The following is a 13,757-nucleotide window of genomic DNA, read 5'->3' as shown; positions in this document are numbered from 1 at the left end:
CATGAATAACAGCCGATTCGCAAGAACCGCTGGCTGGCTGGCGGTGCCATGTCTGGTCGCGGCAGGCTTGCTGGCCTGGTATGTCACCCGCGAGCCTGTCTCGCGCCTGGAAAACACTCAGATCGCCGTGGCCGATATCGACCCGGCGTTGGTCGCCCGTGGCGAATACGTCGCCAGGCTCAGCGATTGCGTGGCCTGTCACAGCGTGCCGGGTGGCGCGCCATTCGCCGGTGGGCTGGAAATGGCCACACCGCTGGGCGCGATCCATGCGACCAATATCACCCCGGACACGGAAACCGGCATCGGCCACTACAGTCTGGCGGACTTTGATCGTGCCGTGCGCCACGGCGTGGCGCCCGACAGTCGCCGTTTATACCCGGCCATGCCCTACCCGTCCTACGCCAAGCTCAGTGATGACGACGTGCGAGCGCTGTATGCGTTCTTCATGAAAGGCGTGGCGCCGGTCAAACAGGCGAACATCCCCAGTGCCATCCCGTTTCCGCTGAACCTGCGCTGGCCGATTGCACTGTGGAACGGTGTGTTTGTCGAAGCCGAACCTTATGTGACCAAACCGTCGCAGGATGAACGATGGAACCGCGGCGCTTATCTCGTGCAGGGTGCCGGACACTGTGGCAGTTGCCACACGCCGCGCGGCCTGGCGTTCAACGAGAAGGCCCTGGACGAGTCCGGCAAGCCATACCTGGCCGGTGCCCTGCTCGATGGCTGGTACGCACCGAGCCTGCGCGATGACCACAACACCGGGCTGGGCCGCTGGAGCGAGCAAGAGATCGTGCAGTTCCTCAAGACCGGTCGCAACCAGCACGCGGTGGTCTACGGCTCGATGACCGAGGCGTTCAACAACTCCACACAGTTCATGAGCGATGACGATCTGACCGCGATTGCCCACTACCTGAAGTCGCTACCCGGGGATCGCGAACGGGATGGCGCGCCTTGGCAGTATCAAGCGGTTTCGGCAGCGCAACATCTGGACTCGCCCGGTGCGCATACCTACGTGACGCGCTGTGCGTCGTGCCACGGTCTGGACGGCAAGGGTCAATCGCAGTGGATGCCGCCACTGGCGGGCGCCACCTCGGCATTGGCCAAGGAAAGTGCCTCGGCAATCAACATCACTCTGAATGGATCGCAACGAGTGGTGACGGCCGGCGTGCCGGATGCCTATCGCATGCCGGCCTTCCGTGAGCAGCTGTCGGATCAGCAGATCGCCGAAGTGCTGACCTTCATGCGCAGCACCTGGGGCAATCAGGGCAGTGCTGTTGATGCAAACACGGTTGGCAAGCTACGTGAGCACACCGATCCGGCCAGCAGCAGTCCGATCATCCTGCAGATGCGTTAAGAGGAAAACCTGACGGGAGCCATCGACTTGCGTGTGGAAACGCCCTTGCGCCGTAGCACATTCCACACCTCGTCGAATGAACATACATTCATCTAAAACATCGCTCCAAGCGTCTAGTCTGCGGGTTCCGACATAGTGACTACAGGAGTTACCCACCATGTTCTCGCATGAAAGCATCCCGCTGATCATCATCTTCACCATCATGCTGCTTGGCGTTCTCGTCGCCGTCCTCCACCCGGTACATGCTGTCGTCACGTGGCTTCGCAGACGCCGCGAAGCATCTGCAACGCAACGTACGCGAAACGCCGATTCGCGCTGAATACGTCCATCACCCGCCCGGCAAGGTCCGGGCTTTCGGCTCCCCCTGCGCTGCACCCGGTTGAAAACGGCCAGGGGTGAATACGAGATCAACCGCCAGTCAGCTCTATCCGTTTCACTCTGGACTAACGCCACCTGCAAGTCCTCTCCCACTTACATCCAGCCTGGTTGCGCCCTTGACCCCTTCCACACCGATAAGGCTACAGAGCGATACAAAAACTCCGCTGCATGACACATCTCGGGTACATGCCAATGCAAAAGTGTGGGCCATCGGAACCTTCGCTGTCCGACATCCCCCATCACAGGCAGGTATTTCCATGATCAATCAACTCGACACCGTGCTGTACACCGGCAAGACCCGCACCACTGGCGGGCGCGATGGCGCCTCACGCAGCTCGGACGGCAACCTGGACATCAAGCTTTCGCCACCGGGCTCGAATGGCAGCGGCACCAATCCGGAACAACTGTTGGCCGCCGGTTGGTCAGCCTGCTTCATCGGCGCCATGGGCAAGGCAGCCGCGGCACAGAAGATCAGGCTTCCGGCGGATGTGGCGGTCGAAACCGAAATCGATCTGGGCAAGGCCGGCGATGCATTCTTTCTTCAGGCGCGCTTGAATGTCAGCCTGCCGGGGCTGGAGCCTACGGTTGCCCAGGCGCTGGTGGACGCTGCGCATCAGACCTGCCCTTACTCAAAAGCCACTCGCGGCAACATCGACGTCACCCTGCGGCTGATCTGAATCAGCCCTGTTTGATCCTGCAAACCGCCCGATGCACGGCTTCGGGCGGTTTTTTTTTACAGAGTTGAGCGATGCCGTTCCTCCGGTTCAAACAACCAGAGGCGCGAACGGTCATTGAATGATTTACGCGAACGATGTCTCGTGCTCGCTTTCGTGGACGTAAATCCACGAGATTCCCGATGGCGAATCCGGGTCGAGGCGCATGAGCGCCGAGTCGACTTTCTTCTTGGTGATCCCGTTCTTGACCAGGTCGAAAACCGTCAGGAAGAAATCACCGGGAAGCGGTGTGATCGAGAGATTGATGATGTGCGATTCGGGGCTGCCGGCACGCTGGCCGTGCAGGCCCCAAAGGCGTTCCCAGTAATTTTCCCGGTTCATGATCTGACCGTCCGTGAGCACCACCCGGAAATCATTCGCCAGGGCATCGTACAAAGGCTTGATCGCGTCTTCCGACTGGGACGCCACACCGCGCGACCACGGGAAAAAGAGGTTGTACCAGCGGTACACCTCGGCTTTGACGAGTGCGGTTTTATCGGTTGTTTCGGTGACTCGGCTGATTGCCATCTGCGTTCTCCTTAACGAGTTCAAAGGCGCGGGTTTCCGTTACGCATCGCCGGAGCGATGCTGCGCGCCTCATTCAAGATCCATCCTGAAATCAACGTCACGGGGTCAGCTCGAAAGCGCTTGAATGACTTCAGAATATCTCCTGTCATTTGGCTGACCCGGCCACAAAAGTAGACACCAACCTGTTGGTTTGCATGGCAAGCTGACCAACGGTGTAACCGGCTCCTGCGCTGCAAGTGCCGCGCTTAAGCGGTTCCTTGATCACGTTTGTCCCCTCCCTCTCCTCCTGCGCAATTTCACATTTTTTTCACGAAGCGCTTTGTTGCTGTAAAAAACCCTGACACAATTATTAGCAATGATTCTCAACAGCTCTATGTTTGCTATTTAAAAATCAGGAATCCTTCATGTCGCGCCCTACCTCGCCGCATCGTTTCAACCCGTCACGCAACCTCCTGTCCATGGCCATCTGCATGGCCGTCATGGCCCCGGCGCTGGCCGATGAAACCCGCGAGGCGCAGGACACCGCCCCGCCCGCCACCCTCGAGCTCGGCGCGACCGCCATCACATCGACACAGCTGGGCAGCACCACCGAAGGCTCCGAGTCCTACACCACCGGCACCATGGCCACCGCCACCAAACTGCCGTTGACCCTGCGCGAAACACCGCAAGCCGTCACCGTCATCACCCGCCAGCGCATGGACGATCAGGCGATGACCAGCATCAACGACGTGGTCAACGCCACGCCAGGGCTGTTCCTCGACTACTCCAGCGGCCCAGGCCGACAGGCCTACAAAGCCCGGGGCTTCAACATCGACAACCTGATGTACGACGGCATTCCAAGCGGCTACGACGGCGTGAACGTCGGATCCCAGCCGAATCTGGCGATGTTTGATCGGGTCGAGGTTGTTCGGGGTGCGACCGGTCTGGTCACCGGTGCCGGCAACCCTTCGGCGGCGATCAACCTGGTGCGCAAACGGCCATTGGCCGAGCAGCGCGTCACCCTGACCGGCGCCGCCGGGACCTGGGACAACTATCGCGGCGAGCTCGATGCTTCCAGCCCGCTCAACGACAGCGGCACCCTGCGCGGCCGGGTGGTCACGTCCTACCACGACGCCAACAGCTTCATCGATGACGTGGACGAACAACACAACCTGTTCTACGCCGTCACCGAAGCCGATCTGAGCGACGACACCACTTTGACCCTCGGTTTCTCGCACCAGAAGGACAGGACCAACTACTTCTGGGGGTCATCAATGATCGGTCTCGACGGCCATCACCTTGATCTGCCGCGCTCGTATAACCCCGGCACCTCCTGGGAGGACAAGGATCAGGAGATCAACACGGTCTTCGCCGAGATCCGTCAGCAACTGGCCAACGACTGGAAGCTGCAGGTCAACGCCAACTATTCCGAGCAGAACGCGCTGTTCTCCGGCTCGTACCAGTCGCGCTGGGTCAACGACACTCTGGCCCGCACGGTTTACCAGTCCAAGGCCGATGAAAACCAGGCAGGTCTCGACGCCTTCTTCAGCGGTCCGTTCGAAGCCTTCGGGCGCAGCCATGAACTGGTGGTCGGCGCCAGCAAACGCATCTACGACCTGACCACTCACAACTACTCGCCCTATGACACAAACTGGCCGATCAACGCCGGCAAACCGGACTTCGTCCACACCAACAACACGCGTGAAGTCACCACTCAGGACGGCGTGTACCTGACGACTCGCCTGAGCCTGGCCGACCCGCTGAAGCTGATCCTCGGCGGACGTCTGGACTGGTACGACTACGACAACCGCGATGGCGACGGCGACTACAAAGTCACCCGCAACGTCACCCGCTATGCCGGCCTGATCTACGAGCTGGACGACCATCATTCGGTGTACGCCAGCTACAGCGACATCTTCACCCCGCAGAGCAACAAGGGCACCTCCGGTAACCCGGTCAAGCCGATCGTGGGCAAGAACTACGAGGTCGGCATCAAGGGTGAATACCTGGGCGGCGCGCTGAACGCCAGCCTCGCCGTGTTCCGCGTCGATCAGGAAAACCGCGCGGTGCAAGTGTTCGTCCCGAACTGCCCGCAGTCTTCCTGCTATGAAGCCTCCGGCGAGATCCGCAGCCAGGGTATCGACCTCGAGCTGCAAGGCGCGCTCACCGACAACTGGCAGATCGGCGGCGGCTACACCTACGCCCGCACGCACACCATCAAAGACGAGGCGAACCCGCAGAACGTCAACAAGCAGTTCGACACCGACACCCCGGAACACCTGTTCAAACTCACCACCCGCTACAACTTCCAGGGCCCGCTGGAAAAACTGCGTGTGGGCGGCAACATCTCCTGGCAGAGCCGCATGTACAACGACATCGAACTGCTCGATGGCGGCAACTACCGCCTCAAGCAAGGCGCGTACGCCGTGACCGACCTGATGGCCGGCTACCGGGTCAATGACAACCTCGATCTGCAACTCAACGCCAACAACATCTTCGACCGCAAGTACTACTCCACCATCGCCAACTCCGTCAGCTACGGCGGCGACAGCTATGGCACGCCGCGCAACATGATGCTGACGGCCAAGTACACCTTCTGAGTTGTCCAGGCGCAGGGACGCGCCAACCCCGCAGCACTCCTCCCGCCACGCCCTACATACCAAAGCGTTAATTTCAAAAACCCATGTCTGGTGGTCAGTCGTACACCTTTGCCCAAAGATTGCCTTCGGCCAGGACTGCAGCCTTGCGCCGCCTGTGCAACTTATTTAACTCAATGGGTGTTCAAAATGACTGACGAGAAAAACGGAACCACCCGTCGTGGCTTGATCACGACGGGCGCCATGGCCGCAACCCTGGCGGTGGCATTGCCGGCGCTGGCGACACAGCAGACACCAGCATCCGCGTCAGGGGTCAGCAAAAGCGCCGGCAACGGCAGTGGCTCGGGAATGCTCACCGTCAGGGATGGCACGCAGATTTTCTACAAGGATTGGGGCCAGGGCCAGCCGATCGTTTTCCATCACGGCTGGCCCCTTTCCGGTGATGACTGGGATGCGCAAATGCTGTTCTTCCTCAGCAAGGGCTTTCGCGTCATTGCCCATGATCGACGTGGCCATGGTCGCTCTTCGCAGACCGCCACGGGCAACGAAATGGACACCTACGCCGCCGACGTTGCCGAGTTGATGGCGCACCTGAACATCCGCAACGCCGTGCACATCGGCCACTCCACCGGCGGCGGTGAAGTGGCGCGCTACGTGGCGCGGCATGGTCGCGGCCGGGTGGCCAAGGCCGTGCTGATCGGCGCCGTGCCGCCGATCATGCTGCGCACCGCAAAAAATCCCGGCGGCCTGCCGATGGAGGTGTTTGACGGGTTGCGCAAAGCACTCGCGCAGAATCGCAGCCAGTTTTATCGTGACTTCCCGAGCGGACCGTTCTACGGCTTCAATCGCCCAGGTGCGAAAGTGTCTGAAGCGATCGTCGAAAACTGGTGGCGTCAGGGCATGAACGGCGGGATCAAGGCGCAGTACGACTGCATCAGCGCGTTCTCCGAAACCGACTTCACCGATGACCTGAAAAACATCGATGTGCCGACCCTGGTGCTGCACGGTGAAGATGACCAGATCGTGCCGATCACCAATTCGGCTCACCTCTCAATCAAATTGCTCAAGCACGGTACGCTGAAAACCTACCCCGGCCAGCCCCATGGCATGTGCACCACAAACGGCGACACCATCAACGCGGACCTGCTGGCGTTTATCAATGCATGAGTTTCCAGGGCCGCGCCCTCACGACAAGCCACGTACAGCCCCCTGAAAAGAAAAGCTCCGATCGAGTCGGAGCTTTTTTATTGGGCGAATCACACAGCCGTTGCAGTTATCTACCGGGCCATCATCAACGTCTGATCGAAGGGCAACGCCGGGCGCAGCTTGGGCACTACCTGCAACTCAATCGGCGTGCCAAGAAATGCCTGGCAACGCGAACGCAGCCAACGCTGAGCGCAATCGTTGTGCGCAGCGGCACGCCAGACCATGGAAAGCTCCCGCGATGGCAGCAACAGAGGGGCCGGCTCGGCCCTGATGCCATTCACCGAGGCCATGGCCCTGGCCACGTAATCCGGAACGATGACCAGCATGTCGCTCTGCGCCAACAACCTTGGCAAGGCACTGAACTGCGGCACTGCAAGCACCACTTTGCGCCGACGTCCGAGCAGGTCCAGCGCGTGGTCGGTGTCGTCTTTGGCTTTGCCCATGGATGACACGATGGCGTGCGGTCGCTCGCAGAATTCATCAAGCGCCAGCAGCCCCGGACGGGTGTCCGAGCGCAAAAGCATCGGCCGGATCGACCGCAGACTCTTGCGTCGGGCGTTGGCCGGCAGATCGAGCGTAGGGCTGATGCCCAGAGAAATCTCGCCATTGAACAGCCGCTGCGACATCTGCTGCTGATCGACGCGCAGCACCACCAAGGCAATATTCGGCGCCTCGCTACGAAGCTGGCGCAGCAATCGCGGGAGCAACGCGTATTCGACATCGTCGGACAGGCCGACCTGAAAGGTCACCTCGCTGGTAGCTGGGTCGAAGGGCTGACAACGGCTCAACGCCGCGACAACGCCATCCAGCGCCGGCGTCAGGTTGGCGAAAATTTCCTCGGCCCGCCTTGTCGGCTCCATCACCCTCCCCGCACGAACGAACAACGGATCGTCAAAAAGCACACGCAAACGCCCCAGCGCTGCACTGATGGTTGGTTGACCGAGAAACAGCTTCTCGCCGACCCGGCTGACGTTGCGCTCATGCATCAGCGTCTCGAAGACCACCAGCAGATTGATGTCGACACGACGGAGTTCATTTCTGTTCATGAAGTTCACCACCCGGCACGCGGCCATTGAGATCGACGGAGAGCTGATAAAGGTTAAGGGCGCGGCTGCCGGACGTCTGTGGTACTTGGGGACAGCGGGATCATGCGTTAGGTGAGTGTTTTGATACTTGTGTATGAACCGTTTGAAACCGATAGCTGCATCGGGCCGCGCAAAGACCGGTGCAATGGCCGTTTTTTCGGGTTTTTTGTCCTAGCTGACGGCGTGCTGCGCCACTACGATGCTTAACCGTCTATCTACTCACGCCCACACCTGCGCAACGTGTCGCACGGCGCTATCGCCAGCGGGACCGTGTCTCTGGTCGGGCATCAACCCGCACGAGCAAACACCGGCCGCCCGGCCAAGGGATTCGCCACAACGTCACAACCTTTTGGGAAAAGAGCAATGAACAACAATCCCATCAGCAACAACCCCAGCGAGCCGGTGGTATTCATCGTCGACGACGATGCCGCGTTGCGCGAATCCCTCGGCAGCCTGTTGCGCTCCATTGGTCTGCGGGTGGAGCTGTTCGGGTCGGTCGCCGAGTTCATGACGTATCAACGTCCGGACACGCTGAGTTGCCTGGTACTCGACGTGCGCCTGCAAGGCAGCAGCGGGCTGGATTTCCAGAATGAACTGGCCACCGCCGGAATCAATGTGCCAATCGTGTTCATCACCGGACACGGCGATATCGCCATGACCGTGCGCGCGATGAAAGCCGGCGCGGTGGACTTCCTGACCAAACCGTTTCGCGAGCAGGACCTGATCGATGCCGTCTGCGCCGCACACTCGCGGGACAAGCAGCGTCGCGAGTCCGGGCGACATGCCGATGAACTGCGCGCCCGTCATGGGACGTTGACACCCCGGGAGCAGACGGTCATGGCGCTGGCGGCCTCAGGCTTGATGAACAAGCAGATCGCCGGGGAAATCGGCCTCAGTGAAATCACTGTGAAGATCCACCGGGGCCAGGCCATGCGCAAGATGGGCGCGCGCTCATTTGCCGACCTGGTGCGCATGGCCGAAGTCATCGCGGCGCTGCCTGCACATCGGTGACCGAATGAAACGATACGGTATGGCTCAAGCCGCCGTGGCTGGCCGGCACAATCAACACTCAAGTTCCGAACAACTAACACTTGGGTATAGCCGGTTAATACGCAGTCATACTGCAAATGACCCAATGCAGCAGTGCCAGCGTAGAAGTCTTCGAATAAGATCTTTATTCAAATAACCATTACTCAATACAACGATTGGTGAATGACAGACAGTCGCCAACAACCGTCATGCCTGAAAAACAACTTCAGACTTTTTAACCTCTTCATCAATACGCCTTTCATAGCGTTTGCCTGCTTCATCGAAAGAACACGCCCTGCCGTCCGATAGCAAAAATCTGGAAGAATAAATGTCTATCATCAAACGTCGCGCACAACTTCTTTGTTCAGACGCCTTCGCCTGGCTTTGCGCCATAGCGGTCGGCAGCATGATCTATATCACCAATGCGTACCTTGATCTGGACGTTGCGCCGACGTTGTTCTACATCACGCTGGTATTCATGTCAGCGAACATCTTCCCGGTACCGGTATTTCTTGCCGTCGCGTTGGGTTGCCTCACGCTGCTGACGGCCGACTTCCTGGTCGATGAAGGTTATCGCGATCACCGCAGCATCGCCGGATTCGTCAGGTGCCTGATCGCGCTGACGACCATTTCCCTGCTCGCGTTGCGCAGCAAACGCGCCACTGAAACGCTGCGGCGCAAGGAAGCGTTCTTTCTGGGCGCACAGAAACTTACCCACACCGGCAGTATCGGTTTCATCATCGATAAAAAAGTCAGCGTGTCATGGTCGCAAGAGTCGTCGCGTATTTTCGAGTATTCGCCGGACGTCACCCCGACACTGGCGCTGGTCAAGTCACGCACTCATCCCGACGACCTGCCGGTTATCGATCAGGTGCTGGAGCAGTTTGCGCGCCGGCAGGAGCTGGTCGAAGTCGAGCATCGGCTGCTCATGCCGGATGGTCGGATCAAGCACGTGCAGATGATCGCCAGCCCGTTGCCCAGACATCGCGGGCGCACGCAATACGCCGGGGCGCTGATGGACGTCACCGCCAGCAAACAGTCGGAAGAGGCGTTGTTTCACTCGCAAGCCACCCTCGCCCACGTCACGCGCCTGACTTCCATGGGCGAACTGGCCGCGTCGATTGCCCACGAAATCAATCAGCCGCTGGCAGCGGTCATCACCAGCGGTGAATCCTGCAAACGCTGGATCAACCGGCCCGAACCCAACCTGGAAGAAGCCCGCCGTTCGCTGGACCGGATCATTCAAAACTCGGTCAGGGTCTCCGATGTCATCGCCTGTATTCGAGCGTTATCGCGACACAGCGAGGTGCAGCGCAATGTCGAAGTGTTCGACGACATCGTCAGTGACTCGCTGACGCTGATGCAACATGACATCAGCTTCCATGAGGTTCGCCCGCACGCCCGACTGGGCACTCACGGTGCGCGGATCAAAGGTGACCGGGTACAACTGCAGCAAGTCATCATCAATCTGATCATCAACGCCTGCCAGGCCATGGCCAATGTGCTTGACCGCGCCCGGACGCTGCGGATCACCACCTCGATCCTGCACAACGAGGCCGTGCTTGAAATCGCCGACTCCGGCGTCGGCATTGCCGAGGACATCCTGCCTTCGCTGTTCGACCCATTCTTCACCACCAAGCCCACCGGCCTGGGAATGGGCCTCTCGATATGCCGTTCGATCATTGAATTCCACGGCGGCCGCATCTGGGTCAACAGTACCGAGGGCGTCGGCACCCAGTTTGTGTTTGCGATTCCATTGGCTGCGCTCGAACACGATCAATGACAACCACCCACCCCTGATGTCGCCCGGTGGCGATATGGAGACCCGCATTGTCTATCCAACGTACAAACCCCGGCGCAGAACCCGAAACCCCGGTACACGAACGAACCGTCGTGTTCGTGGCATACCCGCAAATGGGCCTGCTGGATCTGACCGGGGCGCAGACCGTTTTCTGGGCGGCGACGTGCGGACTGGCGCAACTCGGTTTGCCCGGTTATGCCTTGCACACCGCGAGCCTGCAAGGCGGGCCGGTGCAGACCGGCGAAGGCCTGGTGGTTCAAACCCGGCGGCTGGATGAGCTCGGCGACGAGCCGATCAATACGTTGATCGTTCCGGGCTCGGCGTTCATCAGCCAGGCGTTGCGAGACAACGCGCCGCTGGTCGATTGGTTGCGCGCCACGTCAGCCACGGCCAACCGTACGACGTCGGTATGCAGCGGTGCTTTTTTCCTGGCTCAGGCCGGACTGCTCGATGGACTGCGCGTGGCGACACACTGGTTGATGGCTGACATGTTCGAGCGGCTGTTCCCCAGGGTCGAGCTGGATCGCGAGGCCATCTTCGTCCACCAGGCATCGGTGTGGACCTGCGCCGGCGTCAGCGCCGGGATCGATCTGGCGCTGGCACTGGTCGAGGCCGATCACGGTCGCGAGCTGGCCATGCAGGTCGCCCGGCGCATGGTGGTGTACTACCGACGCCCGGACAACCAGAAACAGTGGAGTCCGCTGCTGCAATCACAACATTCAATCGCGCACGAGCGCTAGCCGGAGACGGTGGTCATGAACGCACCGCACACACTGTACCTGGTCAGTCACCCGCCCTGCGTCACCCGCTATGGCACGCACATATCGTTGTCCACCGCTGAGCGCGTGGAGATCATCGACGCATTGACGCAGACCCTGAGCGCGACGCTGAGCATTCTGGCGCGGCTCAGGCACAGCCAGCAGACACTGCACGCTGTCAGCTTTTTACCGGTGCAGACGCTGTTTCGCAGGCTGTTGAATGCCAATACCCGTTACGCCGACTTTCTCGTCACCGGCATCACCGACCTGGGCGGCCATGCCCAGCGCGACGCGCTCTACCACCTCAATGAGGCTCCCGAACCTTTATGCTTTGCCGACTGCCTTAAAGGCATTGACCGCGCCCTGCGCCGACTACGGGCCGCCGATGCCTTGTTCCGCGACTGTGGCGCCAGCGCAATTGCCAACAACGACTACGCCAGCCGACAACTCTTTGAAGCCTGCACTCGACATAACAGTTACTTTCTTTCGTTAATCAACAACCATTTATTTGCTGAACATTGATTAACTTTCGCAACTAACAAAAAAACCAACCAAACATACCCACGTATACTATTCCACAATTTTTGAAAGCGTATCTTGCAAGTATGGCGGGCGCGACAGACACCCGCAAAGAACGCAAGGTTTCCCATGTTCAACTCAGCTATTGTTTCAGTTGTCGATGATGACGAACTTGTTCTGGTTTCAATGGACAGTTTGTTGCGGTCTTGCGGTTATACGGTCAAGACATTCAACAGTGCTTTTGCATTTCTTGAATCGAGCGCGCCAGAGCAGACCGGGTGTCTGATCTCGGACATTCAGATGCCCGGCATGTGCGGGGTCGAAATGTACGAGGCGCTGGCGGCCAGGAAGATCCATATTCCGACGATTTTCATCACGGGCAAACCGGGCCTGCCCCCCGAGTTCAGTGCCCGGGTAAGGACGCCGGAAGGTTATTTCTCCAAACCGTTCCATACCGAGGCTCTGCTGGCTTGCATCGAGCAGGCGCTGATGCGCCGTCGTTGAGCGGTCCTCTCGAACAACTCGATGCAGAGCCGCCGCTGCCCGACCGACAAACCTCAAAGCAAAAAAAGGCCCCGCAAGTTCATCACTTCGGGGCCTGATTTTTATCGAGCCCGGCCGAATGCAGCCGGGCCGCCGACAGCCGATCAGTAATCCCAGAACGCTGCAATCCAGCGGAACGCATCGCCATCGACCGCCACGCGGCCCACCGACGGGAACGGCAGGTGGGTGGCGACAAACCACTCGCCACTCGCCGCCGCCTCACGCATCAGGCGTACGCGGACACGCACCGACTCTTCAGGATCATGCTCGAAACCGTTGTGCCATTCCGGATGCTCGAAGGCCACCGGAAACAGGGCGTCGCCAGCAAAGGTCAGGCGTTCGCCGCCCGAGTTGACGTAGACAATACTGTGCCCCGGCGTGTGACCGCCGGTGAGTTTCACCACCACCCCCGGCGCCACTTCGTATTCATCCTCGAAGGTGCGCACCTGGCGGCGGTAATCGTTAATGAACTGATTGGCCGTCGCGCGCAGAACGTCAGGCACTGGCGCCGGCATGACGGTCTGGGTGAAGTCCGGCGTCTCCCAGAACTCGACCTCTTTTGCCGAGACGTGAATGCGCACGTCCGCACGCAACCGGCTCTTCACCTCGTCGACCAGCAGACCGCCGACATGGTCCATGTGCATGTGGGTGATCACGATGTCAGTCACGCTGGCCAGATCGATGCCCGCCGCTTCCAGGCGTTTCGGCAACTGGCCGGCCCGGGGGAAACCGGGAAACTGCCCGCCCAGTCCGGCGTCGACCAGAATGATCTGCTCGCCGCTGCGCACGACCAGCACGTTGAGTGCCCAGTCAAACGCGTCCGGCCCCAGGAACATGTCCTTGAACCAGGCGGCGCGAGCCTGCGGGTCGGCATTTGTGGACATGGTCGAGGTCGGCAGCGGCAGTACGCCGTCGCTGATCACCACCACGTCAATGTCGCCGACCTGCAGTGCGTAGCGCGATGGCACCAGCTCCTGCGCCGGAGCAAATGGCTGGCGGGTGACGGACGCCTGCCGGTCATCGGTTGCGTTGGTTTGATTGGAGTGATTCAGATACGTTGACATGGTCGCTTTCCTCTTGGCTGAGTCAAAATTTCCCGGACGAATGCCCTTGCTGGCGCAAGCGCTGAATGGCGCGCCTTGAAATCGAGTGTGCATCGCGACCACGACGTCCAACACCATACGCGGGTATAGGGCTTGAACCACATCGACCGAGTAACGCCGCTGTTGAGGTGGCTGTGGCCCATACCAATGTATATTCGCGCTCC

At 59.9% G+C, this 13,757-nt stretch carries 13 protein-coding genes; 10 read left to right on the top strand and 3 right to left on the bottom strand.

Annotated features, from left to right (window positions below; translation table 11 throughout):
* Position 1 precedes the first annotated feature (1 nt).
* The 3 genes from ACKUG4_RS01275 to ACKUG4_RS01265 all read left to right on the top strand — a co-directional run bounded on the left by ACKUG4_RS01275 (position 2) and on the right by ACKUG4_RS01265 (position 2,409).
* The gene (locus tag ACKUG4_RS01275) at positions 2 to 1,354 is read left to right on the top strand and encodes a c-type cytochrome (RefSeq protein ID WP_445433218.1); all 1,353 of its coding nucleotides are present in this window, start codon (positions 2 to 4) and stop codon (positions 1,352 to 1,354) included.
* A 157-nt stretch (positions 1,355 to 1,511) separates the two neighbouring features.
* The gene (locus ACKUG4_RS01270) at positions 1,512 to 1,673 is read left to right on the top strand and encodes a hypothetical protein (protein WP_166742318.1); all 162 of its coding nucleotides are present in this window, start codon (positions 1,512 to 1,514) and stop codon (positions 1,671 to 1,673) included.
* Between the two features lie 316 nt (positions 1,674 to 1,989).
* Positions 1,990 to 2,409: an organic hydroperoxide resistance protein gene (locus tag ACKUG4_RS01265; RefSeq protein WP_445433217.1), complete on the top strand. Its 420-nt coding sequence runs from the start codon at positions 1,990 to 1,992 to the stop codon at positions 2,407 to 2,409.
* Positions 2,410 to 2,532: 123 nt separating this feature from the next.
* On the opposite strand, the gene ACKUG4_RS01260 is transcribed toward ACKUG4_RS01265, so the two are convergent.
* Complete coding sequence (locus ACKUG4_RS01260; protein WP_085646412.1) at positions 2,533 to 2,973, bottom strand: hypothetical protein; 441 nt, start codon at positions 2,971 to 2,973, stop codon at positions 2,533 to 2,535.
* A gap of 404 nt (positions 2,974 to 3,377) precedes the next feature.
* Here ACKUG4_RS01260 and ACKUG4_RS01255 point away from each other — a divergent pair, with 404 nt between their 5' ends.
* Together ACKUG4_RS01255 and ACKUG4_RS01250 are read left to right on the top strand one after the other, a co-directional pair.
* The gene (locus tag ACKUG4_RS01255) at positions 3,378 to 5,552 is read left to right on the top strand and encodes a TonB-dependent siderophore receptor (RefSeq protein WP_085646411.1); all 2,175 of its coding nucleotides are present in this window, start codon (positions 3,378 to 3,380) and stop codon (positions 5,550 to 5,552) included.
* A 345-nt stretch (positions 5,553 to 5,897) separates the two neighbouring features.
* On the top strand, positions 5,898 to 6,716 hold the full coding sequence (locus ACKUG4_RS01250; RefSeq protein ID WP_445433469.1) for an alpha/beta fold hydrolase: 819 nt from the start codon (positions 5,898 to 5,900) through the stop codon (positions 6,714 to 6,716).
* A 110-nt stretch (positions 6,717 to 6,826) separates the two neighbouring features.
* Here ACKUG4_RS01250 and ACKUG4_RS01245 read toward each other — a convergent pair whose 3' ends face one another.
* Complete coding sequence (locus ACKUG4_RS01245; protein WP_039772405.1) at positions 6,827 to 7,801, bottom strand: LysR family transcriptional regulator; 975 nt, start codon at positions 7,799 to 7,801, stop codon at positions 6,827 to 6,829.
* Between the two features lie 402 nt (positions 7,802 to 8,203).
* Here ACKUG4_RS01245 and ACKUG4_RS01240 point away from each other — a divergent pair, with 402 nt between their 5' ends.
* The 5 genes from ACKUG4_RS01240 to ACKUG4_RS01220 all read left to right on the top strand — a co-directional run bounded on the left by ACKUG4_RS01240 (position 8,204) and on the right by ACKUG4_RS01220 (position 12,451).
* The gene (locus tag ACKUG4_RS01240; RefSeq protein ID WP_011333881.1) at positions 8,204 to 8,851 is read left to right on the top strand and encodes a response regulator transcription factor; all 648 of its coding nucleotides are present in this window, start codon (positions 8,204 to 8,206) and stop codon (positions 8,849 to 8,851) included.
* A gap of 346 nt (positions 8,852 to 9,197) precedes the next feature.
* Positions 9,198 to 10,652, top strand: coding sequence for a sensor histidine kinase (locus ACKUG4_RS01235; RefSeq protein WP_011333880.1), 1,455 nt, complete (start codon positions 9,198 to 9,200; stop codon positions 10,650 to 10,652).
* A gap of 47 nt (positions 10,653 to 10,699) precedes the next feature.
* A complete protein-coding gene (locus tag ACKUG4_RS01230; protein WP_085747380.1) occupies positions 10,700 to 11,410 on the top strand; it encodes a GlxA family transcriptional regulator in 711 nt (236 codons plus the stop codon).
* A 15-nt stretch (positions 11,411 to 11,425) separates the two neighbouring features.
* Positions 11,426 to 11,950 carry a hypothetical protein gene (locus ACKUG4_RS01225; protein WP_445433216.1) on the top strand — a complete coding sequence of 175 codons (525 nt, stop codon included), beginning with the start codon at positions 11,426 to 11,428 and terminating at the stop codon, positions 11,948 to 11,950.
* A 126-nt stretch (positions 11,951 to 12,076) separates the two neighbouring features.
* Positions 12,077 to 12,451 (top strand): response regulator, encoded by a 375-nt coding sequence (locus ACKUG4_RS01220; protein WP_221399550.1) that lies wholly within the window; start codon positions 12,077 to 12,079, stop codon positions 12,449 to 12,451.
* A 143-nt stretch (positions 12,452 to 12,594) separates the two neighbouring features.
* Here ACKUG4_RS01220 and ACKUG4_RS01215 read toward each other — a convergent pair whose 3' ends face one another.
* Positions 12,595 to 13,554, bottom strand: coding sequence for an MBL fold metallo-hydrolase (locus tag ACKUG4_RS01215; protein WP_064596038.1), 960 nt, complete (start codon positions 13,552 to 13,554; stop codon positions 12,595 to 12,597).
* Positions 13,555 to 13,757 lie beyond the last annotated feature (203 nt).

The organism is Candidatus Pseudomonas auctus (assembly GCF_048654275.1).
GTDB lineage: Bacteria > Pseudomonadota > Gammaproteobacteria > Pseudomonadales > Pseudomonadaceae > Aquipseudomonas > Aquipseudomonas pharyngis.
This window is presented reverse-complemented; position numbering and strand designations above follow the sequence as displayed.

Bases quoted from the DNA above. Each gene is read 5' to 3' on its own strand.
- ACKUG4_RS01235 (WP_011333880.1), top strand. From the start codon at position 9,198: ATGTCTATCATCAAACGTCGCGCACAACTTCTTTGTTCAGACGCCTTC.
- ACKUG4_RS01240 (WP_011333881.1), top strand. From the start codon at position 8,204: ATGAACAACAATCCCATCAGCAACAACCCCAGCGAGCCGGTGGTATTC.
- ACKUG4_RS01255 (WP_085646411.1), top strand. From the start codon at position 3,378: ATGTCGCGCCCTACCTCGCCGCATCGTTTCAACCCGTCACGCAACCTC.
- ACKUG4_RS01265 (WP_445433217.1), top strand. From the start codon at position 1,990: ATGATCAATCAACTCGACACCGTGCTGTACACCGGCAAGACCCGCACC.
- ACKUG4_RS01245 (WP_039772405.1), bottom strand. From the start codon at position 7,801: ATGAACAGAAATGAACTCCGTCGTGTCGACATCAATCTGCTGGTGGTC.
- ACKUG4_RS01275 (WP_445433218.1), top strand. From the start codon at position 2: ATGAATAACAGCCGATTCGCAAGAACCGCTGGCTGGCTGGCGGTGCCA.
- ACKUG4_RS01270 (WP_166742318.1), top strand. From the start codon at position 1,512: ATGTTCTCGCATGAAAGCATCCCGCTGATCATCATCTTCACCATCATG.
- ACKUG4_RS01260 (WP_085646412.1), bottom strand. From the start codon at position 2,973: ATGGCAATCAGCCGAGTCACCGAAACAACCGATAAAACCGCACTCGTC.
- ACKUG4_RS01250 (WP_445433469.1), top strand. From the start codon at position 5,898: ATGCTCACCGTCAGGGATGGCACGCAGATTTTCTACAAGGATTGGGGC.
- ACKUG4_RS01225 (WP_445433216.1), top strand. From the start codon at position 11,426: ATGAACGCACCGCACACACTGTACCTGGTCAGTCACCCGCCCTGCGTC.
- ACKUG4_RS01220 (WP_221399550.1), top strand. From the start codon at position 12,077: ATGTTCAACTCAGCTATTGTTTCAGTTGTCGATGATGACGAACTTGTT.
- ACKUG4_RS01215 (WP_064596038.1), bottom strand. From the start codon at position 13,554: ATGTCAACGTATCTGAATCACTCCAATCAAACCAACGCAACCGATGAC.